The sequence below is a fragment of the Minwuia sp. IMCC3009 genome (assembly GCF_029909415.1).
Lineage (GTDB): Bacteria > Pseudomonadota > Alphaproteobacteria > Minwuiales > Minwuiaceae > Minwuia.
Window position 1 is genome coordinate 2,980,223 of the sequence record NZ_CP123781.1, and the last position, 25,350, is coordinate 3,005,572.

Annotated in this window: 28 protein-coding genes and 4 tRNA genes; 10 read left to right on the top strand and 22 right to left on the bottom strand. The window is 64.9% G+C overall.

All coding sequences use genetic code 11. The features are described from left to right. Positions 1-33: 33 nt before the first annotated feature. The 11 genes from rpoB to QGV55_RS14035 form a co-directional block, all read right to left on the bottom strand. Entirely contained in the window at positions 34-4,131 is a 4,098-nt protein-coding gene (rpoB, locus tag QGV55_RS13985; RefSeq protein WP_281023676.1) for a DNA-directed RNA polymerase subunit beta, read from the bottom strand. Between the two features lie 231 nt (positions 4,132-4,362). Further along, entirely contained in the window at positions 4,363-4,743 is a 381-nt protein-coding gene (rplL, locus tag QGV55_RS13990; protein ID WP_281016170.1) for a 50S ribosomal protein L7/L12, read from the bottom strand. A 60-nt stretch (positions 4,744-4,803) separates the two neighbouring features. Beyond that, on the bottom strand, positions 4,804-5,319 hold the full coding sequence (gene rplJ / locus QGV55_RS13995; protein ID WP_281016169.1) for a 50S ribosomal protein L10: 516 nt from the start codon (positions 5,317-5,319) through the stop codon (positions 4,804-4,806). Between the two features lie 330 nt (positions 5,320-5,649). Continuing rightward, entirely contained in the window at positions 5,650-6,354 is a 705-nt protein-coding gene (rplA, locus tag QGV55_RS14000; protein WP_281016168.1) for a 50S ribosomal protein L1, read from the bottom strand. A gap of 4 nt (positions 6,355-6,358) precedes the next feature. Continuing rightward, positions 6,359-6,787, bottom strand: a complete 429-nt coding sequence (rplK, locus tag QGV55_RS14005; protein WP_281016166.1) for a 50S ribosomal protein L11 — start codon at positions 6,785-6,787, stop codon at positions 6,359-6,361. Positions 6,788-7,006: 219 nt separating this feature from the next. Then, the gene (gene nusG / locus QGV55_RS14010) at positions 7,007-7,537 is read right to left on the bottom strand and encodes a transcription termination/antitermination protein NusG (protein WP_281016165.1); all 531 of its coding nucleotides are present in this window, start codon (positions 7,535-7,537) and stop codon (positions 7,007-7,009) included. A gap of 6 nt (positions 7,538-7,543) precedes the next feature. Next, positions 7,544-7,867 carry a preprotein translocase subunit SecE gene (gene secE, locus QGV55_RS14015; RefSeq protein ID WP_281016164.1) on the bottom strand — a complete coding sequence of 108 codons (324 nt, stop codon included), beginning with the start codon at positions 7,865-7,867 and terminating at the stop codon, positions 7,544-7,546. A 99-nt stretch (positions 7,868-7,966) separates the two neighbouring features. Beyond that, positions 7,967-8,042: transfer RNA gene (locus QGV55_RS14020), tRNA-Trp, on the bottom strand. A gap of 70 nt (positions 8,043-8,112) precedes the next feature. Continuing rightward, positions 8,113-9,303, bottom strand: a complete 1,191-nt coding sequence (gene tuf / locus QGV55_RS14025) for an elongation factor Tu (RefSeq protein WP_281016163.1) — start codon at positions 9,301-9,303, stop codon at positions 8,113-8,115. A 75-nt stretch (positions 9,304-9,378) separates the two neighbouring features. Next, positions 9,379-9,452 (bottom strand) — tRNA-Gly (locus QGV55_RS14030). A gap of 60 nt (positions 9,453-9,512) precedes the next feature. Continuing rightward, positions 9,513-9,598, bottom strand: a tRNA-Tyr gene (locus tag QGV55_RS14035). A 224-nt stretch (positions 9,599-9,822) separates the two neighbouring features. On the opposite strand from QGV55_RS14035, the gene rlmB reads away from it, so the two are divergent. Further along, positions 9,823-11,085, top strand: a complete 1,263-nt coding sequence (rlmB, locus tag QGV55_RS14040; protein WP_281016162.1) for a 23S rRNA (guanosine(2251)-2'-O)-methyltransferase RlmB — start codon at positions 9,823-9,825, stop codon at positions 11,083-11,085. On the opposite strand, the gene QGV55_RS14045 is transcribed toward rlmB, so the two are convergent. From QGV55_RS14045 to ihfB, 3 genes are read right to left on the bottom strand one after another with little or no spacing between them, the layout of a single operon-like run. After that, positions 11,064-12,008 carry an ornithine cyclodeaminase family protein gene (locus QGV55_RS14045; RefSeq protein WP_281016161.1) on the bottom strand — a complete coding sequence of 315 codons (945 nt, stop codon included), beginning with the start codon at positions 12,006-12,008 and terminating at the stop codon, positions 11,064-11,066. The genes rlmB and QGV55_RS14045 overlap by 22 nt on opposite strands. 20 nt (positions 12,009-12,028) lie before the next feature. Continuing rightward, positions 12,029-12,376: a LapA family protein gene (locus QGV55_RS14050; RefSeq protein WP_281016160.1), complete on the bottom strand. Its 348-nt coding sequence runs from the start codon at positions 12,374-12,376 to the stop codon at positions 12,029-12,031. Positions 12,377-12,420: 44 nt separating this feature from the next. Beyond that, the gene (gene ihfB / locus QGV55_RS14055) at positions 12,421-12,702 is read right to left on the bottom strand and encodes an integration host factor subunit beta (RefSeq protein ID WP_348637694.1); all 282 of its coding nucleotides are present in this window, start codon (positions 12,700-12,702) and stop codon (positions 12,421-12,423) included. A 316-nt stretch (positions 12,703-13,018) separates the two neighbouring features. Here ihfB and QGV55_RS14060 point away from each other — a divergent pair, with 316 nt between their 5' ends. From QGV55_RS14060 to QGV55_RS14090, 7 genes are all read left to right on the top strand, one after another. Beyond that, positions 13,019-13,267 (top strand): hypothetical protein, encoded by a 249-nt coding sequence (locus QGV55_RS14060; protein ID WP_281016158.1) that lies wholly within the window; start codon positions 13,019-13,021, stop codon positions 13,265-13,267. A 140-nt stretch (positions 13,268-13,407) separates the two neighbouring features. Next, a complete protein-coding gene (locus QGV55_RS14065; protein ID WP_281016157.1) occupies positions 13,408-14,811 on the top strand; it encodes a HAMP domain-containing sensor histidine kinase in 1,404 nt (467 codons plus the stop codon). A gap of 48 nt (positions 14,812-14,859) precedes the next feature. Further along, positions 14,860-15,279 (top strand): hypothetical protein, encoded by a 420-nt coding sequence (locus QGV55_RS14070; RefSeq protein ID WP_281016156.1) that lies wholly within the window; start codon positions 14,860-14,862, stop codon positions 15,277-15,279. 97 nt (positions 15,280-15,376) lie between these two features. Then, positions 15,377-16,003 carry a ParA family partition ATPase gene (gene parA, locus QGV55_RS14075; RefSeq protein ID WP_281016155.1) on the top strand — a complete coding sequence of 209 codons (627 nt, stop codon included), beginning with the start codon at positions 15,377-15,379 and terminating at the stop codon, positions 16,001-16,003. A gap of 31 nt (positions 16,004-16,034) precedes the next feature. Next, positions 16,035-17,240, top strand: coding sequence for a CoA transferase (locus QGV55_RS14080; protein WP_281016154.1), 1,206 nt, complete (start codon positions 16,035-16,037; stop codon positions 17,238-17,240). A 47-nt stretch (positions 17,241-17,287) separates the two neighbouring features. Then, entirely contained in the window at positions 17,288-17,446 is a 159-nt protein-coding gene (locus tag QGV55_RS14085; protein ID WP_281016153.1) for a YqaE/Pmp3 family membrane protein, read from the top strand. Positions 17,447-17,462: 16 nt separating this feature from the next. After that, the gene (locus QGV55_RS14090; RefSeq protein WP_281016152.1) at positions 17,463-17,807 is read left to right on the top strand and encodes a DUF4112 domain-containing protein; all 345 of its coding nucleotides are present in this window, start codon (positions 17,463-17,465) and stop codon (positions 17,805-17,807) included. A gap of 13 nt (positions 17,808-17,820) precedes the next feature. Here QGV55_RS14090 and QGV55_RS14095 read toward each other — a convergent pair whose 3' ends face one another. Next, positions 17,821-18,054, bottom strand: a complete 234-nt coding sequence (locus QGV55_RS14095; protein WP_281016151.1) for a hypothetical protein — start codon at positions 18,052-18,054, stop codon at positions 17,821-17,823. 188 nt (positions 18,055-18,242) lie between these two features. Here QGV55_RS14095 and QGV55_RS14100 point away from each other — a divergent pair, with 188 nt between their 5' ends. Beyond that, positions 18,243-18,764, top strand: coding sequence for a hypothetical protein (locus QGV55_RS14100; protein WP_281016150.1), 522 nt, complete (start codon positions 18,243-18,245; stop codon positions 18,762-18,764). Between the two features lie 45 nt (positions 18,765-18,809). Here the strand turns inward: QGV55_RS14100 and QGV55_RS14105 are convergent, their stop codons facing one another. Continuing rightward, positions 18,810-19,199, bottom strand: a complete 390-nt coding sequence (locus tag QGV55_RS14105; RefSeq protein WP_281016149.1) for a RidA family protein — start codon at positions 19,197-19,199, stop codon at positions 18,810-18,812. A gap of 27 nt (positions 19,200-19,226) precedes the next feature. Further along, a complete protein-coding gene (locus QGV55_RS14110; RefSeq protein ID WP_281016148.1) occupies positions 19,227-20,027 on the bottom strand; it encodes a hypothetical protein in 801 nt (266 codons plus the stop codon). Between the two features lie 95 nt (positions 20,028-20,122). Here QGV55_RS14110 and QGV55_RS14115 point away from each other — a divergent pair. Further along, a tRNA-Glu gene (locus tag QGV55_RS14115) sits at positions 20,123-20,198 on the top strand. A 65-nt stretch (positions 20,199-20,263) separates the two neighbouring features. Here the strand turns inward: QGV55_RS14115 and cobM are convergent. From cobM to QGV55_RS14140, 5 genes are read right to left on the bottom strand one after another with little or no spacing between them, the layout of a single operon-like run. Beyond that, a complete protein-coding gene (gene cobM / locus QGV55_RS14120) occupies positions 20,264-21,022 on the bottom strand; it encodes a precorrin-4 C(11)-methyltransferase (protein ID WP_281016147.1) in 759 nt (252 codons plus the stop codon). Then, the gene (cobJ, locus tag QGV55_RS14125) at positions 21,019-22,815 is read right to left on the bottom strand and encodes a precorrin-3B C(17)-methyltransferase (RefSeq protein WP_281016146.1); all 1,797 of its coding nucleotides are present in this window, start codon (positions 22,813-22,815) and stop codon (positions 21,019-21,021) included. Before cobJ ends, cobM begins: the two co-directional genes overlap by 4 nt. Next, positions 22,812-23,507, bottom strand: coding sequence for a precorrin-2 C(20)-methyltransferase (gene cobI, locus QGV55_RS14130; RefSeq protein ID WP_281016145.1), 696 nt, complete (start codon positions 23,505-23,507; stop codon positions 22,812-22,814). The genes cobJ and cobI overlap by 4 nt, the downstream gene beginning before the upstream one ends. Beyond that, complete coding sequence (cbiE, locus tag QGV55_RS14135) at positions 23,504-24,718, bottom strand: precorrin-6y C5,15-methyltransferase (decarboxylating) subunit CbiE (protein ID WP_281016144.1); 1,215 nt, start codon at positions 24,716-24,718, stop codon at positions 23,504-23,506. The genes cobI and cbiE overlap by 4 nt, the downstream gene beginning before the upstream one ends. Next, positions 24,715-25,350 (bottom strand): precorrin-8X methylmutase, encoded by a 636-nt coding sequence (locus tag QGV55_RS14140; protein ID WP_281016143.1) that lies wholly within the window; start codon positions 25,348-25,350, stop codon positions 24,715-24,717. Before QGV55_RS14140 ends, cbiE begins: the two co-directional genes overlap by 4 nt.

Here is a 25,350-nt window from a genome sequence, read left to right on the forward strand (position 1 = left end):
TTCAGGGCTGATTGCGTGACCGTTTCCGGTCAATCAGCTCTCGGAATTCCTGAGTTCGACGTTCAGTCCGAGGGAGCGCATTTCCTTGATGAGAACATTGAAGCTCTCGGGAATACCAGCCTCGAACGTGTCATCACCACGAACAATCGCTTCGTAGACCTTGTTACGACCGGCAACGTCGTCCGACTTCACTGTCAGCATCTCCTGCAGCGTATAGGCCGCACCGTAGGCTTCCAGTGCCCAGACCTCCATCTCGCCGAAGCGCTGGCCACCGAACTGCGCCTTGCCACCCAGCGGCTGCTGGGTCACCAGGCTGTACGGGCCGATGGACCGGGCATGGATCTTGTCATCAACAAGATGGTGCAGTTTCAGCATATAGATATAGCCCACCGTCACGGGACGGTCGAACTGCTCACCCGAACGGCCATCGAACAGCGTGACCTGACCGGTACGGTCCAGCCCCGCGCTCTCCAGCATCGTCACGATCTCCGGCTCGGTTGCGCCGTCGAACACCGGCGTTGCCATCGGCACGCCGCGGGACAGGTTCCCTGCCAGTTCGAACAGTTCCGGATCCGAAAGCGCATCAATGTCGGCCATCTCGCCTTCATTGTAGACCTTCGACATCTCGGCCCGCAGCGCCTTGGTGCTCTTGCCGCTGCCCTGCACCTTCTCCAGCGCATCGCCGATCTTCAGGCCGATGCCGCGCGCGGCCCAGCCCAGATGGGTCTCCAGGATCTGCCCGACGTTCATGCGCGACGGCACGCCCAGCGGGTTCAGCACGACGTCAACCGGCGTACCGTCATCCAGGAACGGCATGTCCTCTTCCGGCATGATCCGGCTGATGACACCCTTGTTGCCATGACGGCCGGCCATCTTGTCGCCCGGCTGCAGCTTGCGCTTGATGGCGACGAAGACCTTGACCATCTTCATCACGCCCGGCGGCAGCTCGTCACCGCGCTGCAGCTTCTCCACCTTCGAATCGAAGCGGGCCTGCAACGCGCCGGTCGCCTCGTCGAACTGGCGGCGCAGCGCCTCGATATCGGCCATTGCCTTGTCATCGGACAGCACGACCTGCCACCACTGACCGTGGCTCAGGTCGCTCAGGGCCTCCTCGGTGATCGCGATACCGGTCTTGAAGCCACGCGGGCCGCTGTCCGCCGTCTTGCCGACCAGCAGCTTGCGCAGGGTCGAGAAGATGCTGCGTTCGTAGATGGCGCGCTCGTCGGCCATGTCCTTGCGCAGACGCTCGATCTCGTCGCGTTCGATCTGCAGCGCACGCTCGTCCTTGTCGACACCGTGACGGTTGAAGACCCGGACCTCGACCACCGTGCCGGAGGTGCCCGGAGGCATCTTCAGCGAGGTGTCGCGAACGTCCGCAGCCTTCTCACCGAAGATGGCGCGGAGCAGCTTCTCTTCCGGCGTCATCGGGCTTTCGCCCTTCGGCGTGATCTTGCCGACCAGGATGTCGCTCGCCTCGACCTCGGCACCGATGTAGACGATGCCGGCCTCGTCGAGGTTCTTCAGCGATTCCTCGGCCACATTCGGGATGTCGCGGGTGATCTCCTCCGGACCCAGCTTCGTGTCGCGGGCCATGATCTCGAATTCCTCGATATGGATCGAGGTGAAGACATCGTCCTTGACGATGCGTTCGGAGATCAGGATCGAGTCCTCGAAGTTGTAGCCCATCCACGGCATGAAGGCGACGAGCACGTTCCGGCCCAGGGCGAGCTCGCCCAGTTCCGTTGACGGTCCGTCCGCCATGATGTCGCCCGGCTGCACCTTGTCACCAACCTTCACCAGCGGCCGCTGCGTGATGCAGGTCGACTGGTTGGAGCGCTGGAACTTCAGCAGCTTGTAGATATCAACGCCGGAGCGGGACAGGTCGCTGACTTCCGTGGCGCGCACCACGATGCGTTCCGCATCGATCTGCTCCACCACGCCCTCGCGACGGGCGACAACGGTGACGCCGGAGTCACGGGCCACGACCGATTCCATGCCGGTGCCGACATAGGGCGCTTCCGGCTGCAGCAGCGGCACGGCCTGACGCTGCATGTTGGAGCCCATCAGCGCGCGGTTCGCGTCATCGTTCTCCAGGAACGGGATCAGCGCGGCGGCGACAGAGACCAGCTGCTTCGGCGACACGTCGATGAAGTCGATGTCCTGCGGACGGGCCAGCAGGAACTCACCCGCATGACGCGTCGCGACCAGGTCTTCCTGGAACACACCGGTCGTCTGATCGAAGATCGCGTTGGCCTGGGCAATCGTGTAGCGGCCCTCTTCCATCGCCGACAGATAGATCGCCTCATCGGTCACGATACCATCGACCACCTTCCGGTACGGGCTCTCGATGAAACCGTACTGGTTGATGCGGGCAAAGCTGGCCAGCGAGTTGATCAGACCGATGTTCGGGCCTTCCGGCGTCTCGATCGGGCAGATACGGCCATAATGCGTCGGATGCACGTCGCGCACCTCGAAGCCGGCACGCTCACGTGTCAGGCCACCCAGGCCAAGCGCCGAGAGACGACGCTTGTGCGTCACTTCCGACAACGGGTTCGTCTGATCCATGAACTGGCTGAGCTGGGAAGAACCGAAGAACTCCCGCACCGCAGCCGCAGCGGGCTTGGCGTTGATCAGATCCTGCGGCATCACCGTGTCGATCTCGACGGAGCTCATCCGCTCCCGGATCGCACGTTCCATGCGCAGCAGGCCGATACGGTACTGGTTCTCCATCAGCTCACCGACGGAGCGGACGCGGCGGTTGCCGAGATGATCGATATCGTCGATCTCGCCCTTGCCGTCCTTCAGGCCGACCAGGTACTGCACCACGGCCAGAATGTCCTCGCGCCGCAGGACACGCATGGTGTCCTCGCACTCCAGATCCAGGCGGCTGTTCAGCTTCACGCGACCGACCGCTGACAGGTCATAGCGCTCCGAATCGAAGAACAGGCCCTTGAACAGGGTCTCCGCAGTCTCCTCGGTCGGCGGCTCACCCGGGCGCATGACCCGATAGATGTCCACCAGCGCCGTGTCGCGGTTGATGTTCTTGTCGACCATCAGGGTATCGCGGATGTGCGAACCGACCGTGACATTGTCGATGTCCAGCGTCGGCACTTCCTCGATCCCGGCTTCCTCGAGGGCTTCCAGGGCCTTCTCGTCCAGGGCATCACCGGCCTCGACCAGAACCTCGCCGGTCTTGATATTGATGATGTCCTCGGCGACGAAGCGACCCTCGACCTGCTCCGGCGAGATCAGCATCTCGGTCATGCCGTCCTCGACCAGCTTGCGCCCGGCACGCGGGGCCAGCTTGTCACCGGCCTTGGCCACGACCTCACCGGTATCGGCGTTGACGATGTCGGCCAGCAGACGGACGCCGCGATAGCGATCGGGATCGAACGGGGCACGCCAGCCATTCTTGTCACGGCGATACATCACCGTGCCGTAGAAGCTGGAAAGAATCTCCTCGGCCGTATAGCCCAGCGCATAGAGCAGCGTGGTGGCCGGCAGCTTGCGGCGGCGGTCGATGCGGACATGCACGATGTCCTTGGCGTCAAACTCAAGGTCCAGCCAGCTGCCACGGTAAGGGATGATGCGCGCGGCATGCAGCAGCTTGCCCGACGAATGGGTCTTGCCGCGGTCATGGTCGAAGAACACGCCAGGGCTGCGATGCATCTGGCTGACGATCACGCGCTCGGTGCCATTGACGATGAAGGTGCCCTTGTCCGTCATGAAGGGCATGTCGCCCATGTAGACGTCCTGCTCCTTGATATCCAGGACCGACTTGGCGCCGGTATCCTCATCAACCTCGAACACGATCAGACGCAGCGTGACCTTCAGCGGCGCGGCATAGGTCAGCCCGCGCTGTACACACTCGTCGACGTCGTATTTCGGTTCCTCGAACTCGTAGGAAACGAATTCCAGGCTGGCCGTCTCGGAGAAATCCGAGATCGGGAAGACGGACCTGAAGACACTCTCCAGTCCGGTATCATCGCGCTGATCGGCGGGAATGTCCGCCATCAGGAACTTCTCGTAGGACGCGCGCTGGACCTCGATAAGGTTGGGCATCGCGATAACCTCGCCGATGCGACCGAAACTGTGGCGAACGCGCTTGCGCGCAGTGAATGACAGCGGCATCCCAAATCCTCGTCCGATCGGGGCCCGGTCCGGACGGGCCCACATTGTCCGACAGTCTTCGTTCCGACACGAATGTGTCAAAACCGGGGCGACTGCACGTCCCCGAAACGCCTTTGACCGCCCGAAGCAGCACGCTCCGGCCGGTCATCCGTCACCCGAACAGGGCGACGGCCGTCCGATGTGGCACCGACGGTACCGGGCAACGGCCCGGCACCGTCGGTGCCATCGGCATCACTTCAGCTCGACTTTCGCTCCCACGTCCTCGAGCTGCTTCTTGATCTTCTCGGCCTCGTCCTTGTCGACGCCTTCCTTGACCGCCTTCGGCGCGCCCTCGACCAGGTCCTTGGCTTCCTTCAGGCCAAGACCGGTGACGGCACGGACTTCCTTGATGACGTTGATCTTCTTGTCGCCAACTTCGGCAAGAATGACGTCAAATTCGGTCTTCTCCTCGGCGGCAGCGGCATCGCCACCACCAGCGACGGCACCCGGCATCGCCACGGCAGCAGCGGCGGCGGAAACGCCCCACTTCTCTTCCAGCAGCTTGGTCAGTTCAGCCGCCTCAAGGACGGTCAGGTTCGAGAGATCTTCTGCAATCTTTTCAAGATCGGCCATTTTTTCAGTTCCTCAAGTCTTCGGGATCGTTTGTCGGAATTCGGTCACTAGACCACTCGATCAGGCATCTTCCTTGGTGGCATAGGCCTGCAGGACGCGTGCGAGCTGGCTCGGCGGTTCCTTGATCGTCCGGACCAGCTGTGTAGCCGGCGCGGCGATGAGGCCCAGGAGTTTCGCACGCAGTTCGTCCAGAGACGGCAGGCTGGCAAGGGCCTTGACCCCATCAGCGTCCAGCAGCTGCTCACCCAGAGCACCACAAAGAATCACGAGCTTCTCGTTCTTCTTCGCGTACTCGACCGTTGCCTTCGCGGCTGCGACCGGATCGTCCGAATAGGCGATCGCGGTCGGACCCTTGAAGCTTTCGGCCAGTCCACCGTAGTCGGTGCCATCAAGAGCGATTCTGGTGAGCCGGTTCTTCGTAACCTTGAAGCTGGCACCCTCTGCGCGGACCTTGGTACGGAGATCAGTCATCTCCGCAACCGAAAGACCCGTGTAGTGGGTCAGCACCACCAGCGAGGTGTTCGAGAACACCCCGTGCAATGATGCAACCAGCTCCGATTTCTGTTCTCGGTTCACGGTTTCGCTCCTCATCTGAAGCCCGGTTCCGGCAAGCCGTTGCCGGGCTTCTACCCTGGAACAGTTCCGGCACGCCGGTTCTGCTCCGCTCTCAAAGCCTGCCCCAGGGTGGCGAACCAGGTGACCGATTGGTCAGATCCCGATGCACCTTCCCCCGTCTATTACCGGCTGCCTGCTCCCCTGAGGGAACCGTCTGGCACTTAGGTCACGCTGGTGAAACACCTGCGCGACACCCGCAGTCTCGGACAGGTCCGGCCCTCACCCCCGAAAGGGCATCAGGCCGGGTGCCGCCGGCGGACAGGTCCGCCGACGAAACTCTGCTCGTGACGATCAGCCGGCGTTGCTGCCTGCCGATGCCACATCAACCTTCACGCCCGGCCCCATGGTGGAGGTCACGGCGATCCGCTTCAGGTACTGGCCCTTGGCACCCGACGGCTTTGCCTTCAGCAAGGCATCCATCAGGGCACGGGCGTTCTCGATCAGCTGCTCCTCACCGAAGCTCGCCTTGCCGATACCGGCATGAATGATCCCGGCCTTCTCCACACGGAAGGCAACCTGACCACCCTTGGCCGCCGTCACCGCGTCGGCGACATTCGGCGTCACCGTACCCAGCTTCGGGTTCGGCATCATGCCGCGGGGACCCAGGATCTTGCCCAGGCGACCAACGATCGGCATCATGTCGGGCGTGGCGATGACGCGGTCGAACGGCATGTCACCGCTCTGCACCCGCTCCATCAGATCCTCCGCACCGACGACATCGGCACCGGCGCTGGTGGCCTCGTCGGCCTTGTCGCCACGTGCGAACACGGCGACACGCACCGTCTTGCCCGTGCCGTTCGGCAACTGGACCACACCACGGACCATCTGGTCGGCATGACGCGGATCGACACCCAGGCCGACAGTCATCTCGACGGTCTCGTCGAACTTCGCCGTTGCATTGGCCTTCACGAGCCGGATCGCAGCTTCGAGTCCGATCTCGGAATTGCGGTCGACAGTCGCCACGGCGGCCGAATAGCGCTTACCCTTCTTGGCCATATCCTCAGCCCTCCACCGCGATGCCCATGGAACGGGCGGAACCGGCAATGATCTTCATCGCCTGGTCGATGTCATTGGCATTCAGGTCTTCCATCTTCGCTTCCGCGATCTCGCGGACCTGCGCGGAGGTGACCTTGCCGACAGTGCCCTTGCCCGGGGTCTTGGCGCCGCTCTGCAGCTTCGCGGCCTTCTTCAGGAAGTAGGACGCCGGCGGCGTCTTCGTGATGAAGGTGAACGAGCGATCGGAGAAGGCGGTAATCACCACCGGGATCGGCATGTTCTTTTCCATCTGCTGCGTGGCCGCATTGAAGGCCTTGCAGAACTCCATGATGTTCAGACCGCGCTGACCCAGGGCCGGGCCGATCGGCGGTGACGGATTGGCAGAGCCCGCAGGCACCTGCAGCTTGATGTAGCCAGCAATTTTCTTGGCCATTTCAGTCCCTTCTCAACTTCAAGAGCGGGTGCGTGGTCCGGCGATGGCTCGCCTCCCACACAAACGACCGCAAGCCAGCGCTGCGTCGTGGTTCATGGATCACGAACCGCTTTCGCAGTTGACATTGCGGATTTCATTTCCGGTAGCTCGGAACGAGCGAACGGCTTGTAACGACCTGCCAGCCGGATCGCAAGTGCAAAATCGGATGATTGTCAAGGATCAGAGTTTCTCGACCTGGGTATATTCCAGTTCGACCGGCGTCGCCCGGCCGAAGATCGAGACGGAAACCTTCAGACGCGTGCGCTCCTCGTCGATATCCTCGACGATGCCGTTGAAGGATGCGAACGGCCCGTCGGACACACGCACCTGCTCCCCGATCTCGAACATGATCGATGGCTTCGGACGCTCGATGCCATCCTGCATCTGCTGCAGGATCCGCTCGGCTTCCCGGTCCGGGATAGGCTGCGGCTTGTTCGCGGTTCCCAGAAAGCCGGTCACCTTGCCGACGTTCTTGACCAGGTGATAGCTCTCGTTGGTCATGTCCATCTTCACCAGCACATAGCCGGGGAAGAACTTGCGCTCCGAATTGACCTTCTGGCCCCGGCGCATCTCGACCACTTCCTCGGTCGGCACCAGGACCTGCTCGATCAGGTCGGACATGTCCTTCTGCTCGATCTGCTCGCGGATGGCCTCGGCGACCTTCTTCTCGAAGCCGGAATAGGCGTGCACGATGTACCAGCGCATTGGCATGTCAGGTCAGCTCCCCAGTTCCAGAACGAAACCAACGCCGGTCTGAATGATAATGTCGACAAGCAGGAAGAACACGGATGCAAGCGCCACCATGATGAAGACCATCAGGGTGGTGATGCCGGTTTCCTTTCGCGTCGGATAGGTCACCTTGGCACCTTCCGCACGCACCTGCTGAAGGAACCGCAGCGGACCGGTACGCTTCTTCGCGGACGGGCGGTCGGCGGTCTTCACGGGCGCGGCGACCTCAGCGGACGTACCGCTGCGGTTCGGACCACCCCTGGTGGCCTTGCCCTGTCCGCCCTTGCCCTGTCCTGATCTGGACTTTGCCATCGTGATCCCGTTCCGTTGCGTGTCTTGACCGTTGCGTCCGATCAGGTGACGCCTGTGTTGCCCTTGCCGGATGCCAGACCCTTGTCTGGTCTCAGGCGCTGGCAGGAGTGGAGGGACTCGAACCCCCAGCCCCCGGTTTTGGAGACCGGTGCTCTACCAATTGAGCTACACTCCTATGCCCACCGCATCTTCGCGGGCTGCGCCGCCAGTGGCGATGCAGCCCTGAAGATACCGCGTCTCAGACCTTACTCGACGATCTTCGCGACGACGCCGGCACCGACGGTGCGGCCGCCTTCACGGATGGCGAAGCGCAGTCCCTCGTCCATCGCGATCGGGTTGATCAGCTCCACCACCATCGCGATGTTGTCGCCCGGCATCACCATCTCCGTGCCTTCCGGCAGCTCGATGACGCCCGTCACATCCGTCGTGCGGAAGTAGAACTGCGGGCGGTAGTTGCCGAAGAACGGCGTGTGACGGCCACCCTCTTCCTTCGTCAGGATATAGGCCTCCGCCTGGAACTTCGTGTGCGGCGTGATCGAACCCGGCTTGGCCAGAACCTGGCCACGCTCCACATCCTCACGACCGACACCGCGCAGCAGCGCACCGATGTTGTCACCGGCCTCGCCCTGGTCCAGCAGCTTCCGGAACATCTCGACGCCCGTGCAGGTCGACTTCTTCGTCGCCCGGATGCCGACAATCTCGACTTCCTCACCGACCTTCACGACGCCGCGCTCGACGCGACCCGTAACAACCGTGCCACGACCCGAGATCGAGAACACGTCCTCGATCGGCATCAGGAAGGCCTGATCCTTCGGACGCTCCGGCTGCGGGATGTATTCGTCAACCGCCGCCATCAGTTCCAGGATCGAATTCTTGCCGATCTCCTCGTCACGACCCTCCACCGCGGCCAGGGCAGAACCCTTCACGATCGGAATGTCGTCGCCCGGGAAGTCATACGACGACAGCAGCTCGCGAATCTCGAGCTCGACGAGCTCAAGCAGCTCCTCGTCGTCGACCTGATCGACCTTGTTCATGTAGACGACAAGCGCCGGAACACCCACCTGGCGCGCCAGCAGGATGTGCTCGCGCGTCTGCGGCATCGGGCCGTCAGCAGCCGAAACAACCAGGATGCCGCCGTCCATCTGCGCCGCACCCGTGATCATGTTCTTCACGTAGTCGGCATGACCCGGGCAATCAACGTGGGCGTAGTGGCGGTTCGCCGTCTCGTATTCGACATGCGCCGTCGAGATCGTGATGCCGCGCGCCTTCTCCTCAGGCGCGGCGTCAATGTCCGCATACGCCTTCGCCGTCGCGCCGCCACTCTCCGCAAGCACCATCGTGATCGCTGCAGTCAGCGTCGTCTTGCCATGGTCAACGTGACCAATCGTGCCCACATTGCAGTGCGGCTTCGTACGCTCAAACTTCTCTTTGGCCATCTCTCTACGCCCGCCTTCATATTCTGTTTCGTACGGAGCCACACGGCTTCCGTCTCGTCGTGCCTCTCAACGGAATGGAGCGGGTGATGGGAATCGAACCCACGTAACCAGCTTGGAAGGCTGGGGCTCTACCATTGAGCTACACCCGCATCCGATCCGGCCCGTACCATCCTGCCGTCGTGCGTTGACCCGACCGCCCGGCCATCGGTTGGTGGAGGGAGTTGGATTCGAACCAACGTAGGCGTACGCCAACGGGTTTACAGCCCGTCCCCTTTAGCCACTCGGGCACCCCTCCAGACCAGACGATGTCGGATGGCCGATCAAACGCGGCTGCACTATCCCCAATCCCCTCGTCATGTCAACAACCTCGCGGACTGAATTTCCTCCACCGCCGCCCCGCGGTTTGGTTGTCCTGCCGGCCAGGGAGGCATGATCCGGAGGGCAGACTTCCGGGATTGTCGCCCCGGATTGCCTTAATACCGTTTGCGACCGGGGCAACACGATCCTATAAGCCGCCCGATGAGCGAGAATGAAGAACGAAAAGGCGGCCCGGGCCGCAATGGTGGCGCTGGCCGGGGTCAGGGCGGTCGTGGATCCGCGGACTCGGGACGTGGTGACAGTCGCCCGCCGCGCAGGGACGGCGACAGCCGCCCGCCACGCAGGGACGGCGACAGCCGCCCGCCGCGCAGGGACGGCGACAGCCGCCCGCCGCGCAGGGATGGTGACAGCCGCCCGCCGCGCAGGGACGGCGACAGCCGCCCGCCGCGCAGGGACGGTGACAGCCGCCCGCCACGCAGGGACGGTGACAGCCGTCCGCCGCGCAGGGATGGCGACAGCCGCCCGCCGCGCAGGGATGGCGACAGCCGCCCGCCGCGCAGGGAGGGTTCCGACACCAGTGTTCCGCGCCGGGATCGGGACGGCGAGGACCGGCGCGGCCGCAATCACTTCAATCCGGACGGGGACCGGCGTCCGCGCCGCGACGACCGCAAGAATGACAAGCCGAAGTCCAGTCGCCGTCACCCGGAAGTCTCCGTGCGTTCCGGCGGACGCCAGTCCACCGGCGTCAAGGACACGATGCACTGGATATATGGCCGGCACGCCGTCCTCGCCGCCATGGCCAACCCCCGTCGCGAGATCCAGCGCCTGATCGCGACACCGCAGGTGCTGGAGAATACGGCATTTGGCAATCACGGCCTGCTGGAGACCATGTCGCGTTCCGACATGGACGCCGTGCTGTCCCGCTATGACCGGGATGGCGCGACCCATGGCGGCGTCGCCGCCTATGCGGCCCCCCTGGCCGTACCCTCCGCCGAAAGTCTGCTGAAACCGGAAGGCAAGTCGGTGGTGATCGTGCTGGATCAGGTCAGCGATCCGCACAATGTCGGTGCCATCATGCGCTCCGCCGCAGCCTTCGGTGCCCGCGCGGTCATGGCACCGGAACGCAATGCCGCGCCAATCACCGGTGCCCTGGCCAAGTCCGCGTCCGGTGCGCTGGAGAGCGTGCCGTACCTGCGCCCGACCAATCTCTCACGCGCGCTGGCGATGCTGAAGGAATGGGGCTACTGGCGCATCGGCCTGGATGGTGACGCGGAGGCCGGACTGGCAGAGGCATCGAAGTTCGAGCGTATCGCCCTGGTCATGGGTGCCGAGGGCAAGGGCCTGCGCCGTCTGACGGCGGAGAACTGCGACCTGCTGGTCAGCATTCCCATGAGCGGTGCCATCGAGAGCCTGAATGTCTCCAACGCGGCGGCGATCGCCCTTTACGAACTGAGTCGTTCGTAAGCCAGGCGTGCGGCGGCGAGGTCTTCCAGCGCCGCGCCGACCGACTTGAACACCGTGATCTCCCCGGCGTCACGACGCCCCGGATGGTCACCGCGCGTCAGGTCGTGGAGGTCGGCGGCAATCGAGTCCGGCGTGATGGCCCCGCTTGCCATCGCCTGGACGATGTCGCCCCCCTCCTTCGTCGCCCCGGCCCGCGTATCGACGAAGACGGTTCCGACCTGCATTGCCTGGTCGTCACTTTCCCGCATCTCCGGCGTGAAGGCCCCGACAAGATCCAGATGCGCGCCGGGTTTCAGCCAGTCACCATGGACCAGCGGCTCCCTTGAAAGCGTGGCGCAGGAGATCAGGTCGGCCTGCCGCACAGCCGCTTCCAGATCCGGCGCGGCCTCCGTCGGCAGCCCCATCCCCTTGAGGTCCGCCGCAAGTGCCGCGGCCTTGTCCGGATTGCGGTTCCAGATCTGCACACGCTGCAGTGACGGTCGCGCCGCCAGATGGGCACGGATCAGGCAGGGTGCCAGGGCGCCCGATCCCACCATCACCATCCCGGCGGCATCCTGCCGCGCCAGATACCGTGCCGCGAGCGCAGAAGCGGCGGCGGTACGCAGCACCGTCAGCCGCGAACCATCGAGCAACGCCAGAGGCGCACCTGTCCGGGGATCCAGCAGCAGGTAGTTCGCCTGGACGGCAGGCAGTCCGCGCGTGTTCGCGCCGGGAAAGACCGTCGCGACCTTGATGCCGACCGACTCGCCCGGCTGCCAGGCCGGCATCAGCAGCAGGGTCGCATCCGGCTCCGAAGGTACTTCGATGGTATGGTGATGGCGCACAGGCTGTTCGCAGCCGTCGCGAAACATCGCGCCAAGGCTGTCGGCCAGTGCCGTCTCGTCGAGGACGCGATCGATCGCGGCCGCATCAATGTTCAGCATCGGTATTCGACCCGCATCGGTCAGGCAGCTTCCGGCCCGCGCAGGGCCTTCCGGTCGTTGGCGGCGCGGGCCAGGTCCCGCGCATGGTCCAGCTCGACCTTCAGCTTCGCGATCTCGCGCTCCAGCTCGTCGGCATGGCGATGTTCACGCCGGGCACGCTGCCGCACCGCGCCATCCCGCCACCACATGCTGAAACCACCCAGAAGCACACCGGCAAACATGGCACCGAAGATGACCGCAAACATCGGAACATTCAGGACAAAGGGCAGAGGCTCCAGCCCCACCGCGACGGAGCCGCGATTGGAAATGGCCAGCGAGGCACATATCACCAGCGCCACGAGAAGGATGAGCACACGAATCAGCTTCACCAGTCAGACCCCGCTACTGCGCCCGGGCTCGGCCGCCAGGCAAATCAACTGTCGTTCAGACGTTCGCGCAGTTCCTTGCCGGTCTTGAAGAACGGCACGAACTTCTCGTCAACCTGCACGGATTCACCCGTTCGCGGGTTGCGCCCCACCCGCGCCGGACGGCGCTTGACGGAGAAGGCGCCGAAACCACGCAGTTCCACACGTTCGCCCTTGGCAAGCGCGCCCGTGATCTCGTCGAAGATGGTCGACACGATGCGTTCGACATCACGCTGATGAAGGTGGGGATTTTCTTCCGCGAGTTTCGCGATGAGCTCGGATTTTATCATTGAACCAACACCGCTTGTCGCGGTCTTCCCTGCCGTGATTGCCAACAATGCCAAAGCTTGCCCGCCACGGTCAAGCGCCGCCACGGATTCAGCGCGGGGCGAAATGTTCCACCGTCCGCTGGCCGGTATCGCTTCCATCCATCAATGCAGCACTCCGGATCGGTCCGCCGACGATGCCAACGCACAGCGGAACGCCCTAACGCTGTTGTGAAGGGCGGTGAAGAAGGGTGTTTTGCGCCGGGGAGTTCCGGCACCCAAACTCCGCCACAGGAACCGGGATCAATCCGGCTCCGGAGTCATTCGGGAGAGATCGATCATGCTGAAGAAAACCCTCACTGTCGCCGCAATGGCCACCGTCGCGATGGCCGCCGCCGTTCCGGCATCCTATGCCGGTGCACACAAGTCGGCATGCGGCGCGGCGAAGGCCTGCAGCCCTTGTGCCGGCAAGTGCAACCCCTGCGCGGCCAGGTGCAATCCCTGCGCCGCGAAGTGCAACCCGTGTGCTGCCAAGAACCCCTGCAGTGCCGCCAAGGCCTGCAATCCCTGCGCAGCGAAGAAGAACTGATCTTTCGCAGACAGCTGTCTGCTGCCGGAATGCCGCGCCTCCCGACGGGGGCGCGGTTTTTCCTTTTCCGGCCACAGGCCGTCGGCGGGTGCGGGCAGGTGCGATTCCATCACCTGATGGAATGATCTAGTCTGCGCGCCATGAGCGAGCATCCAACAGCCAGCGTCCCCCCGCCAATCCGGCGCAGCCTTTCGGCGCGACTGCTGATCCTTACCATTGTCTTCGTCATGCTGGCGGAAGTGATGATCTTCCTGCCGTCCGTCGCCCGCTACCGTGTCAGCTATCTGCAACAGCGCCTGGATGAGGCGAATCTGGCTGCCCTTTCCCTGCTGGCAGCACCCGACCAGATGGTGTCCGAGGAACTGAAGGCCACCCTGCTCTCCAGTGTCGGCGCATCGGGTGTGGTGCTGAAGTTCAGCGACCGCAGGATGCTGCTGATGTCCGATGACATGCCGCCGGACGTCGATGCGACAGTCGATCTGCGCGATGCGGATGCGGTTACACTGGTCATGGACGCGCTTGCTTCCCTGCTGCATACGGACCCCAGAATGCTGCGCGTGATCGGCAACGCCCGCAGCCAGTCGGATGCGACGGTCGAACTGCTGATGCACGAGGACCAGCTGCAGGCGGCCCTGCGCGCCTATGGCTGGAACATCCTGACACTCAGCATGGTGATCTCCATCATCAGCGCGAGCATGCTGTTCCTGACACTGCGCTGGCTGATGGTGCGTCCGCTGCACCGGCTGGCCGAGAACATGGTCGCCTTCCGGACCGATCCGGAATCGCCCGACCTGCCCCCCCTGCCACGGAACCGGACCGACGAGATCGGCATAGCGGCGGCCGAACTGGCCGCAATGGAGGAGGACCTGCGCCGCGCACTGGCTCAGAAGAGCCACCTGGCCGCGCTCGGCACCGCCGTCAGCAAGATCAGTCACGACCTGCGCAACATCCTTTCCACCGCACAACTGGTCTCCGAGTTCCTGGCCAGCAGCGACGACCCCATCGTCAAGAAGATGGCGCCGCGCCTGCTGAAGACCCTGGACCGGGCCATCACCCTGTGCGACCGGTCACTGCGCAGCGGCAGCGCGGACGAACCGCCTCCGTCGCCGACACGCTTCGACCTCGCCGTGCTGGTGGAGGAATGCCGGGGCGTCGTCGAACCGCGGGACGAGGAAGACACGCTGTGGCGCAATGATGTCCCGGACGGGTTCAGCATTCACGCGGACCGGGAGCAGATGTTCCGCGTGCTGATGAATCTGGGCCGCAACGCGGCTCAGGCCGTTGGCGAGGATGGCCTGGTACGCGTCACTGCGGAACGCCTGCAGGGGAATGTCCGCATCCGTGTCTGCGACAATGGCGGCGGCCTGCCGCAACAGGCGAAGGAGAACCTGTTCCGGCCCTTCGTCGGCTCGGTCCGTGCCGGCGGGACCGGGCTGGGACTGGCGATCGCGCGCGATCTCGTTACCGCACATGGCGGTGAGATCGAACTGGAACGAACCGGCCCTGACGGTACCGTGTTCAGCATCACGCTTCCCGACGCCTGATCCACGCGGGCTTTACGATTCCTTCAGCATGTCGGGCGATAAGAACGCATGCATCGTAGCGTCGCCATAACACTGTTCCTCTTGCTTGCCGCCTGCGGCAAGGATCCGTTCGGCCTGCGCGATACCCCGCGCACGGCAACGGAGGTGGCCTATGCGCGGGAAGTCTGCGATGCCGCGGGCCGCCAGTCCCGTGCCTGCATCGATGCGCGCCACCAGATGGACCTGCAATGCTACCGTACGCTCGGCACGGTCGATTGCTACCGGACCAGCAATCCCTTCGGCAATGCCACAAGTGATCGTGCAGTGCTGGCTCCCATCGACAGGAGAACCGCCCCGCAACCGCTCGCAGGATCAGAGGCGGATGAGCAGGAGTCGGATGAGCAGGAGGCCGAGGACACTGCGACCGAAGAGGTCGCGAAGAGCGAACCGGAGCCGGACGCGCAGGCCGAGGCCACCCCCACAGAATAGCCTGCGCCGGAACATGGGAGGCCTGCTGCGCGACAATGGCACTCGGGTGCGGCCCAACGTATGATTGACCAACTGATTCCTTCAGAGGGCGCATCGCGTGGGCACGACAATCATCATCGCACAGCAGAAGGGTGGCGCAGGCAAGACGACGCTCGCTGTTCATCTTGCCGTGGTCCTGGCCCAGCGGGGCAATGCCGTGGCGATCATGGATATCGACCCGCAGCAGAGCCTTTCCGCCTGGCATGCGGCACGGGTCAGGAATCTCGGCAACGACGGCGGGATCGCGCTGCGCCAGGTCTCCGGCTGGCGATCGGGCGCGGAAGTCCAGCGGCTCGGTCGCGACTTCGACTTTGTCCTGATCGACAGCCCGCCACACGGCGAAACCGATTCGAAAGTCGCCATGCGCGCCGCCGACAAGGTGCTGATGCCGATCCAGCCAAGTCCCATGGACTATTGGGCCGCCCGTCAGACCATCGACATGGCCCGGCGCGAGACCAAGGATTTCACGCTTGTGCTCAATCGCCTGCCGTCACGCGGACGCCTGGCTGACCAGATCCGGGAGATGATCGCACGCGATGGACTGACAGTGGCGCACCAGAGCCTTGGCAACCGCCAGGCCTTCGCCGCCAGTCTGCTGGAAGGGCTTGGCGTCACGGAGGCACAGCCAAGAGGGCTGGCAGCACAGGAAATCACGGCACTGGCCGGGGAAATGCTGCCGGGCTGAAGCAGCCGCATGCAACAGGGGGAGGACCACAATGATCGATGCCGCACATGGCAGCGGGCCGAGGCCGCTGGATGGCATTCGCGTGATCGACTTCACAGCCTTCGTCGCCGGCCCCTACGCCACGCGACTGATGGCCGACATGGGGGCGGAGGTCATCAAGATCGAACCCGCCGACGGCGACACGATGCGCAATGCCGCCCCCGTCGTGAACGGGCAGAGCGGGTTCTTCACCCAGCTGAACCTGGGCAAGAAGAGCGTGGTCCTGGACCTGAAACAGGAAGAAGGCCTGGCCATCGCCCGCGACCTGATCGCCAGTGCCGATGTCTTTGTCGAGAACTTCAGGCCCGGCGTCATGACCCGCCTCGGACTGGGCTACCCGGAGCTGCAGCAGCGCAATCCGGGCCTGATCTACTGTTCGATCTCGGGCTATGGACAGACCGGCCCGGATACCGCGCGGCCTGCCTTCGCGCCGATCATCAATGCGGCCAGCGGTTTCACCATGGGCGAATTCCGGTATCAGCGCGGGCGGGAGAAGCCGGAGAGGTCACGGAACCTTTCGGCGGACGCGCTGGGCGCCACCCACGCCCTGATTGCCATTCTGGCAGCGCTGCGCCAGCGATCCATCACCGGCAAGGGCGACCATCTGGACGTCGAACTGCTGGCCGGGCTGATGAACATGATGCCGTTCGAGTTGCAGGAGGCTCAGTTCCCGGACCCGGAACTGAAGGTGCCGGTCTTCGACCCTGTTGCCTGTGCCGATGGCTATATCGTTGTCGCGCCGGTCACGGCGAAGAACTTCGAGGCCATGGCCCGTGCCTGTGAACGGCTGGACTGGATGCAGGACCCCCGATTCGCCACACCTCTGGCCCGGATGCAGAACTGGCCGAAGCTGATCGCCGAAGTCGAGGCCTGGGCGGCGCCACTGACCGCAGCCGAGGCCGCGCAACGGATCGACGCCGCCGGATGCCCCTGCAACAAGTACCTCACGCCCGCTGAAGCTCTTGAAAATCCGCAACTTGCCGCACGCCGGTCCGTTGTGGAGATCGAGGATGCGATGGGCCGGCACAAGGTGGTCAACACGCCGTTCCGGTTCACCAATGCGACAGTTGGCATTTCGGGTCTTGCGCCCCATCTCGGTGCTGATACGGATAGCGTGCTCTCCGAGGTGCTTGCGTTTGACGATACGCAACTGAGAGATCTGCATGCGCGCAAGATCACCAGGTCCGACAAGAACTGAACCGGACACTCACTTTCCCAAATACATTTTGGAACAGGCTTCATCTCATGGACATCATCCGCATCATTCTGTCGGTCATCCTGCCGCCGCTGGGGGTATTCCTGCAGGTCGGCATCGGACTGCATTTCTGGCTCAACATCCTGCTGACACTCTGTGGCTACATCCCCGGCATCGTGCATGCGATCTGGATCATTGCCCGGCGCTGAGCGGGATATCCACGGGATGAGTGCGAGAGACCGCGACAGGGATTTCGAGCGACTGGATCGACTGGCAACCCTGCTCGACAACAGCATCCGAATACCCGGCACCCGGATTCACATCGGGCTGGATGGCCTGATCGGCCTCGTGCCCGGGATCGGCGACAGCCTGATGCTGCTTGCCAGCCTCTATGTGGTGCTGCGCGCCAGGATGCTCGGCGCGCCGATGTCGATCATCCTGCAGATGCTGGTCAATGTGGCACTGGATTTCGTGGTCGGGTCGGTGCCGGTTCTCGGTGACATCTTCGACATCGCCTTCAAGGCCAACATCCGAAATATCGACCTGCTGCGGAACTGGCTGAGCCGCTGAGTCCCGCGGCCCTTCAGACCAGAAGACCCGGCCGCCGGTCCAGCGGTCCTGTCCGGGGCTCCGACTTCTGCCGCAGGACATAGTCCAGACGCGCCAGCGCGTTCCGGCGCAGTTCCGCTTCGCCAGCCGATGCCGGACCAACGATGCAGATTTCCGTGCCTGTTGCGACATCAATGGCGCAGGCACGGACACTGCCGTTCATCTCCACATATTCCAGCAGAACCTCGCGGGCATCGTGAGAACGCACCGGTCCAACCTTCCCGTCACTGAATGACCCTGGCGGATAGTGCCACACCCCTCCTTAACCGATCGTCAATGCGTTTCGTCACCCATATTGCGGTGGGGACGACTTCCGGTCATCCTGACCGGCCCGACTGACCAACGAACCGAGCATCCCTTGCACGCACGCAGACCCAAGCACCGGAACAAGTCCTGATGCCCGCGGACCAGTCCCAGGTCGAGGACACGGCCCATCCGTCCATCGAGCAGCGTCTGGCGATGAACCTGAAGCCGGAGGCCCTGAAATCGGAGCTGTTGAGGCGTGCCCATGCTGACTGGTACCGGCTCAGGACCGGTCCCGGCGTCCCGGACTATCGCAGTTTCGATATCTGCGATTTCAGCTACATGGTCGGCTCACTGAACATGATGGAGGTCGAACGCAATCCCTGGCGCTTCCGTTACCGTGTCCACTCGACACTGGCTGCGCGCAATTGCGGCAAGGATCTCACAGGCCTGTACCTGGATGACTATCCGTCGGAAATGCACCGGAAGAACATCGAGAAATTCTGCATTCATGCGGCGCAACGCAATGAGCCCACGATCGACATTGCCGAGAACATCCTGCTGTTCCGTCGCCTGATGCACTACGAGACCGTCGGCATGCCCTTCGGCAACCCGGCAGGCGAGATCACGCACCTCGCCCTGGCCCTCCACTCCAGGCCCATCGTCGCCCACTGACCGGAACGTCCGTCCGGCGCGGGGACCAGGGACCGGCCGAGCGCGTCACGCCTTTGCGGCGACAGCCTCCACCTCGACCTTCAGGTCCGGATGGATCAGGGCATCGACGACGACCAGGGTCGATGCCGGCATCGCATCGCCCATGACCGCATCCCGCCCCGCCCGGAACCTCGGCACATCCGCCGCATCCGTCAGGTAGCTGTTCAGACGGACGATGTCTTCTGCACCCATTCCGGCCTCCGCCAGCACCGCCAGCACATTCTGGAAGGCCCGGCGCGTCTGCGCCTCGATACCCTCCTCGATGCGGCCGTCAGGACTCCAGCCGACCTGGCCGGAGACATAGACCCAGCGGGCATTCGGTGCGACTTCGATGCCGTGGCTGTAGCGACTGCCCGGCTTGGCAATGGTGTCGGGGACAATGGACTTGTTGGGCATGCTTGGATCTCCCTGTGTGCTGACCTGTCACTCCCGCAGGCCATGATAGGCGTAGAACTTGTCGATGCGTGGGAAATCGGGCCATTCCTCCACCACCTCTCCGGCACGGGCGAGCTTGTCGAACGGCCCCTCCGCCTCCAGCACCTTCGGATGATAAAGCAGGCCCAGCGCCGCCATGTCATAGCCTGTCGGCCAGGGGTCGCCCCGCAGCACGCTGGCACCCCGGCGCGGGCGCTGCTGCAGGCCCAGCGCCTCCACCAGTCCGGAGAACACCAGCGCCCGGATCGACTGCAGCACCCGTTCGTCACCGACGCAGCCATCCTTCAGGCTGACGCACTGGCTGTCATGCCCCTCCGCCACCCGTGCGATGTCGATGGTCACGGCAGCGCCGCTGGTCAATCCGTCGGCGATCCGCCGGGTCGTGCGTCGCTCGGGGCCCTTGCCATCAAACTCGAAGTCAAAGGTGATCGCGGCCTCGGCGCGGTTCTCTGTCCGGAAGAAATCCAGCCCCGTGACCGCGGCGAAGTACTTCAGCGAACGGTCGACCTCCATCACCACCGGATAGGTCGCGACCTCTCCCCCGTCTGTCTCCACCCGTTCCGGCAACCACAGCACCACGGGCCCGGTGAAGGGCACGGCCTCCACCAGATCGCCGGCCGGTCCCGTCAGCACGGTCGCCTCGAAGAAGCTCATCAGCCGCTCGTCATTGGGAAAGCGGGTACGCCGGTTCCAGTCGTAGAGCGTCATGATGATGGAAAGGATGATCACGACGATCAGCCCCACCATGAAGCGCTGGCGGCGCGGCCAGTATTTCGGATTGAGTCCCATGTGTCCCCCGGATGTGGCGGCAGCGACAATCGCAAGACCACCGCTTGACGGCAAGCCATTCAAAGCGATAGAAGACGCCACCTGAGCTTGGTCACGCCCCGTTCGTCTAGTGGCCCAGGACGCTGGCCTCTCACGCCGGAAACAGGGGTTCGATTCCCCTACGGGGTACCAATCTGCCGCCCGCGACTTCCAGTCGCCGGATCAGGACGACATTTCTCCCAGTACGATCAACGACTTCAGCGCCCCGTGCGCAGGACGTGTGCGTGTTCTGCATCATAGAGCGCCGAGTCGCGGAAGCTGCTGGCGCCCAGGGCTGGACCCACCAGGATCAGGGCGGTGCGGGTGATCTTGGCGTCGCGGGCCTTCTGGCGGATGGTGCTGAGGGTGCCGTGGATGAACTGCTCGTCCGGCCAGCCGACGCGATAGGCGATGATCGTCGGGCAATCCGCGCCATATAGCGGGATCAGGCGGTTCTCGATCTCCCGGATGTTGCGGACCGACAGATGGATGGCCAGGGTCGCGCCGGTCCTGCCGATGGTCTCCAGGTCCTCCCCCGGCGGCATGGCGGAGGCCTTCATGCTGGTGCGTGTCAGCACCACTGTCTGCGCCACCTCCGGCACCGTCAGTTCCATCTTCAGCGCGGCGGCGGCGGCGGCGAAGGCCGGAACCCCCGGCACCACGTCATAGGGAATGCCCAGCGCATCGAGACGGCGCATCTGCTCGGCGGTCGCGCCATAGAGCGAGGGGTCGCCCGAATGCACCCGGGCGACGTCCTGCCCCTTCTCGTGCGCTGCCGCGATCTCCGCGATGATCTGATCCAGATGCAGCGGTGCGGTATCGACCACTCGCGCGCCCTCCGGTGCGGCGGCGACAATCGCCTCCGGCACCAGTGACCCGGCATAGAGGCAGACAGGACATTCCTGAATCAGCCGCAGCCCGCGGACCGTGATGAGTTCGGGATCACCGGGACCGGCACCAATGAAATGAACCGTCATGTGCTCTGCCCCTCCAGCGGGCGTTTGGCGGCATAGCCGCGTGGGGTGAAGACCCTTGTGCGGCCCTGCGCGGTGCGGGTCCGGGTGCTGCTGGCGCCCACCAGCACCAGGGTCAGCATGTCGACATCATCGACCCGCAGGTCAGCCAGCGTGGTGACTCGCACCTGTTCCTCCACCCGGCCGAGATTGCTGGCCAGCACCACCGGCGTGTCGGCGGGGCGGTGCTGCAGCAGGATGGCGCGGGCGTCCGCAAGCTGGGTGCGCCGACGGCGGGAGACCGGATTGTAGAAGGCAATGACGAAGTCCCCCTCCGCCGCCGCGCGCACCCGGCCCTCGATGGCGCTCCAGGGCGTCAGCAGGTCCGAGAGCGAGATGGTGCAGAAATCATGTCCCAGCGGCGCGCCGATCCGTGCCGCCGCGGCCTGCAGGGCGGAAATGCCAGGTGCGACCGTCACCGGCACCCGCGACGCCGCATCGGAGACCTGACCATCGGCCACCAGTTCCTCCACCAGCGCCGCCATGGCGTAGATCCCCGCGTCACCGGAGGAGATCAGGGCAACCCTGCGCCCCTTCCCCGCCTGTTCCAGCGCATAGGCACAGCGCTCCGTCTCCTGCCCCAGCGGGAAGGTCGTGCGTTTGGCGGCAGACACCAGTCCGGCCACCAGATCGAGGTAGAGATCATAGCCCACAACCTCATCCGCCGCCGCGATCAGACGTCCGGCCTCCGGTGTGCGCCAGTCACTCATCCCCGGGCCGATGCCGATGACATGCAGGTGCCCCAGCGCCCGGCCAGCGGAAACCGGGTCGATGAAATCATCGGTCCGCGCGATGGCAACGGTGGCGTTGGCGCTCTTGCGCTTCGGCACGATCAGGCTGGCCGTTTCGCCGGCCATTGCCAGCGCCGCGGCCTCTGCCACGCCATGGCACCCGACCTCCTGAAACACGACGTCCGACGGGTTGGCGAGGCGCGGCGTCTCCCGCTCCAGCGTCGTGGCATCGAACAGCCGGACTGGCAGGCCGAGTCGCTCCGCCACCTCCAGAATGGCGCGTTCATCCGCCTTCAGATCCAGTGTCGCGATGCAGGCCAGGGCGCCCGGTGCCAGATCCGCCTCCTGCAGGGTTTCCGCCAGCAGGGTTTCAAGCTCGTCGGTCGGGCAATTGCGCGCCGCGCCGATACCCAGCACGAATCGCTGCGGGTGATAGACCAGCATGGTCGCGCCCCCCTCCGCCGCGCGCTCCGTCGCCATCAGCACGACATCCTCGCCCTCCGGCGGTCGGGGTACGGGATCGAAGGGCCATTCGCCGATGATGTGCGCGCCACCACCGGCGATCAGCCGCGCCATGACCCCCTTCGCATCCTCGGGGTTGGCGAGGGACCAGCCCGACGGCGGCGCATCCAGCGCCAGCCCCAGACGTGTTTCGCCCGCCGTCGTGATTGCCGCTTCACCGCCTGTTGCCGCACCGACATCCTGCGCCAACGCGTTGGCCCCGTGATGGCCACCAAGCAGCGGCACCACATGGTGCCCGTCGGCGGAGACCGCGATCACCGGCGGTTCCTGACGCTTGTCCGACAGGCAGGCCGCGACGCCCCGGATCAGGATGCCCGCCGCGCAGATCCCGATGATGGGAACCCCCGCCCGGAACAGGCTGTCGAGGCGTTCCATGACACTGGTGAAGGTACTGTCCGCCCCGGCACGCCCGGCCGGGCCATGGACCTCTCCCCCGGTCGCCGCCGCGATGCGCCGCGCCAGCGGCAGCGCAGCCGGATCAAGAATGACAATGGCCGGTTTCATGCCGCGTCCCCTGCAGGAATGATGATGGTCGCGAAATAGGGCAGGACATCCTGATCCGCCGTGAAGGGTCGGATCGTCTGCCGGTCGGTGGAGACTTCCTCCACCACCAAGGCCCGGTCGAGCAGTCCCAGGTCCGACAGCACCCGCCCGATGCGCCCGGCATGACGCCCGGCCTTGATGATTGCCACGGAATCGAGGGCCGAGAGCCGGTGCCGCAGTTCCGCGTCGGGAAGGGTTCCGGGCACGATGCCGAAGCTCTCGCTGCGCCGCGCCAGCGGCTGCCGGAGCTCTGCCGCACAGGCGACGAAGGACGGCAGGCCCGGCACCACCTCGACCGGAAAGTCCGCCTGCAACCGCGCCATCAGGTAGATGAAGGAGCCATAGAGCAAAGGGTCGCCTTCACACAGGAACGCGATGTTCCGACCGGCACTCAGGCGGGCCGCGATCTGCGCCGCAGCGCCGTCATAGGCCGCCTGCCCGGCCTGCGGGTCCGCGCGCATGGGCATGTCGATGGCCAGCAGCTCGGACGCGGCACGGATCGCCGCCTGCGCGGTCGCCCGTGCGCGGGAGGCGCGCCCGTCGGCGCCAATGAAGGCGACGACATCGGCGGCGGCAATGATCCGCCAGGCCCGGAAGGTCATCAGTTCCGGATCGCCCGGACCGACACCGACACCGTAAAGGGTTCCGCTCATGCCCGGATCACCGCCCACTGCATCACGGGCATGGCAGGACGCCAGCCATGCATCTCGCCCACCGGCCCGGCACGCTCCACCAGCAGGCGCACGAGGTCGCCGCCTCGTTCCTGCCAGAGCGCCGTCAGTACGGCCTGCCCCTCCACCGTCACCGCGTTCGCCACCAGCCGTCCGCCAGGCGAAAGCGCCTGCCAGGCGGCGTCGAGCACGGCGCGGTCGGATACCCCGCCGCCGACAAAGACCGCGTCGGGCGCATCCAGATCCGACAGGCCATCGGGCGCAGGGTCGGCACGCAGGTCCAGCCCAGGCACCCCCAGTGTCACCGCGTTGCGGGCGGCCATGGCCCGGCGTTCAGCATGTGGCTCCAGCCCGGTGGCCCGCATCCATGCGGCAGACCGCAGCCATTCGATGGCGACCGAGCCACAGCCAGCACCAATGTCCCAGAGATGCTGACCCGGTTGCGGGGCAAGCCGCGCCAGCGTCACCGCCCTGACTTCCCGCTTCGTCATCTTGCCGTCATGCTCGAAGGCATCGTCGGGCAGGCCCGCCGTGCGGGACAGCGGCACCCTGCCCGGCGCCAGCCGGCAGTCGATGGCCAGTACGTTGAGGGCGGGCAGGCTGCCTGCATCGGGCAGGGATTGCGCAGTCATCTCATGTCGGGACTCATCCGGACCACCCAGATGGCCAAGCACTGTCATCCGGCTTTCGCCATAGCCGTTCCCCCGCAGGACACCGGCGGCGTCATGGATCGTCTGCGCATCGCTGGTCAGACACAGCAGGCGCGCGCCGGGGGCCAGATGCAGTGCCAGCGCGGCGACCGGGCGGCCATGCATGCTGATGCAGGCGGTATCCTGAAGCGGCCAGCCCATGCGGGCGGCGGCAAGGCTGTACGACGACGGCACGGGCAGGAAAGTCACCTCCGATGCCGGAAAATGCTGCATCAGCCGGGCACCGACACCGAACCAGAGCGGATCACCGCTGGCCATGACGACGGTGGGGCGGCCCCTGTGCCCGATCAGTTCCGCCACTCCGGCCCGGAATGGCCGTGGCCAGGCCCGCGTTTCGCGGCCCTCAGCCAGGGGCCCCAGCAATTCCAGATGCCGCGCGCCGCCGAAGACGGTTTCAGCATCGTTGATCAGCGACCGGGCGGCGGCGGAAAGGCCATCCACGCCGTCCTCGCCAATGCCGATGACGTGGAGCCAGACACTCATCGCCCGGCCTCTACGGCCAGCGCATTGACCGCGGCGGCGGCAATGGCGCTGCCCCCTTGTCGGCCAAGCAAGGTCATGTAAGGAACACCGCGCGGGTTCGCGGCCAGTTCCGCCTTCGATTCGGCGGCACCGACAAATCCGACCGGAAAACCGAGGATCAGCGCGGGCTTCGGCCAGCCGACGTCCAGCAGTTCCAGCAGGTGAAACAGCGCCGTTGGCGCATTGCCGATGACGACGATGGCACCGTCGAGATGGGGGCGCCACAGTTCCACCGCAGCGGCGGAACGGGTGTTGCCGATCTCCCGGGCGCGACCTGGAACCGTCGGGTCGTTGAGGGTGGTGACGATGGGCGATGCAGACGGCAGGAGTCGCTGAATGATCCCCATTTCCACCATCCGCGCATCGCAGAGGATCGGCGCACCGCCGCGCAGTGCGGCAAGCCCGGCCGCGACCGCATCATCGGAACAGACGATATGCGGGGCGATGCCGACCATGCCGCAGGCGTGGATCAGACGGGTCGCGATCGGATGCATGGCAGGGGCGAGGTGGCTCAGGTCGCTTTCGGCAGCGACAGTCGCAAAGGACTGACGGTAGATCGCATCCGGGTCACGCTCGTAATCGAGCGGCGTCAC